Annotated in this window: 1 protein-coding gene and 1 pseudogene; both read left to right on the plus strand. The window is 75.2% G+C overall.

The annotated features are described in order from the left end of the window. The coding region (locus GT354_RS26350) for an extracellular solute-binding protein (protein WP_161358866.1) at window positions 1-1,283 on the plus strand (1,283 nt) is incomplete at its 5' end. 107 nt (window positions 1,284-1,390) lie between these two features. Beyond that, window positions 1,391-1,705, plus strand: a pseudogene (locus GT354_RS26355) (hypothetical protein); the annotation flags it as partial.

Consider the following 1,705-nt stretch of genomic DNA (forward strand, 5'->3'; position numbering starts at 1 on the left):
CGGCTTGGGCGCTCTCGCGCGGCGGCGACGGCAAGTCCGCCGCCAAGCCCGTGCCGACGACCCCCGCCACCCACGCGGCCGCCGTCCCGCCTCCCGCGTCGCCGCCTCCCGGCATCCGCGAGCTCACCATCTGGACGACCGAGGGCCTGATCCCGAGCGCCGTACTCGGCGACCTGGGTATCGAGTTCGCACAAGGGTCCGCCGGCGTACGGCTCGGCAGCCACGTGCAGCCGAAGGCGAACTACGCCCAGGCGTTGGAGCAGGCGCTGCGCGCGGATCGCGGACCCGACGTGTTCGAAGTCGACCTGCTGACCCTGGCCCGGTTCGAGGCGGCCGAACTGGTGATGGACCTGACCCCGTTGCAGGACCGGTTCGACGGCGCCGCTTGGTTCCCCGCGGTGCGCGCCGCGTGCACGTCGGCCGCTCGCGTGTACGCGCTGCCGCTGTCGGCGAGCGTGCCGGTGGTGCTCTACGACAAGGGCCTGTTCCAGGCCGCGCAGGTGGGGGTGCCCGCCGACCGCGTGACATGGGTGGCCGACCTGGAGAAGCTGCGCACTGTCAATGCCGCCAACCCCGACTTCCGCGCGCTGTACGTGCCCGGGACGGCGTGGCCGGTGTTGGCGTCGTGCGTGTGGGAGGACGACGGCACGATCGCCGTCCAGGAGGGCGACGCGTGGCGGGGCACCCTCGACCTGCCCGGCTCGACCGAGGGCGCCAGGTTCTTCCGCCACCTGCAGTCGTACGCTCCCGACGCGGCCGCGGTCGGTGACGACGACGCGGCGGTGGCGGCGCGCTTCGCCAAGGGCGGCGTCGCGTCGGTGCTGGGCGAGGCGTCCTTGTACGACGCGTTGATCGCGGCGAATCCCGCGCTGCGGGCGGTCCTCGGGGCGTTTCCGATTCCGGGCCGCACGGCGGGCAAGCCGGGCGCGGTGGGCGTGCGCGGGACCGTGCTCGCGGTGTCGGCGACCAGCCTGTTCAAAGAGAGTGCGATCCAGTTGCTCGCGCTGCTCGCCGGTGACCGGTGGCGGGCCCGGCTGGCCGGTGACGGTCACCTGGTGCCGATCCGTACCGGCTTGGACCGCGCGCTCCCGCCGGACAACCCGGTGATCCCGGCCGCGATGGCGGCGCTGCCCGGCGCCCGCGCGTATCCGGTCGCGCCGGGTTGGTCGGAGCGTCCGCTCGCCGAGCTGTCCAGGCAGACCCTCGCGGGCGCGGATCCGCTCGTCGCGGCGGCCGCCGCGAACGCCATCGTCAACCGCGAGTTCGGCGTGGTACCGAGCTGACGTCCCGGGGCCGACGTCCGGGGCCGACGCCTTGGAGCCGACCACCTGTCATGTGTCGCCGGATACGCGATGTCGCGTATCCGGCCGACTCGATCCGAAGGAGCGCCGTGCCGTCCTGGAACGACGACCCCGAGGCGTCGACCGACGACGCGGTCGTTCCGCCGCGCTCGGCCGCACCGCCCACCGCCGAACCGGTCCCCGGCGACGCCCACGTCCGCCGCGGCGTGCCGTTGGCCAAGCCGCCGGCGCCCACCGACCCGGGCGCGACCGTACCGCCGCCCCGGCCCACCTACGCGCCGGTGGCCGTGCCGCCTCCGCCGCAATATCCGCAGGTCCCGCCGCCGCCCACCTGGGCACCGCCCCCGCCGCCCGGCGGTTCGTCCCGGCGCCGGTTCCTCGCGCTCGGATCGGCCGCGGCGGTC

The organism is Streptomyces sp. SID3343, from assembly GCF_009865215.1.
In the GTDB taxonomy this organism is placed as follows: Bacteria; Actinomycetota; Actinomycetes; order Streptomycetales; family Streptomycetaceae; genus Embleya.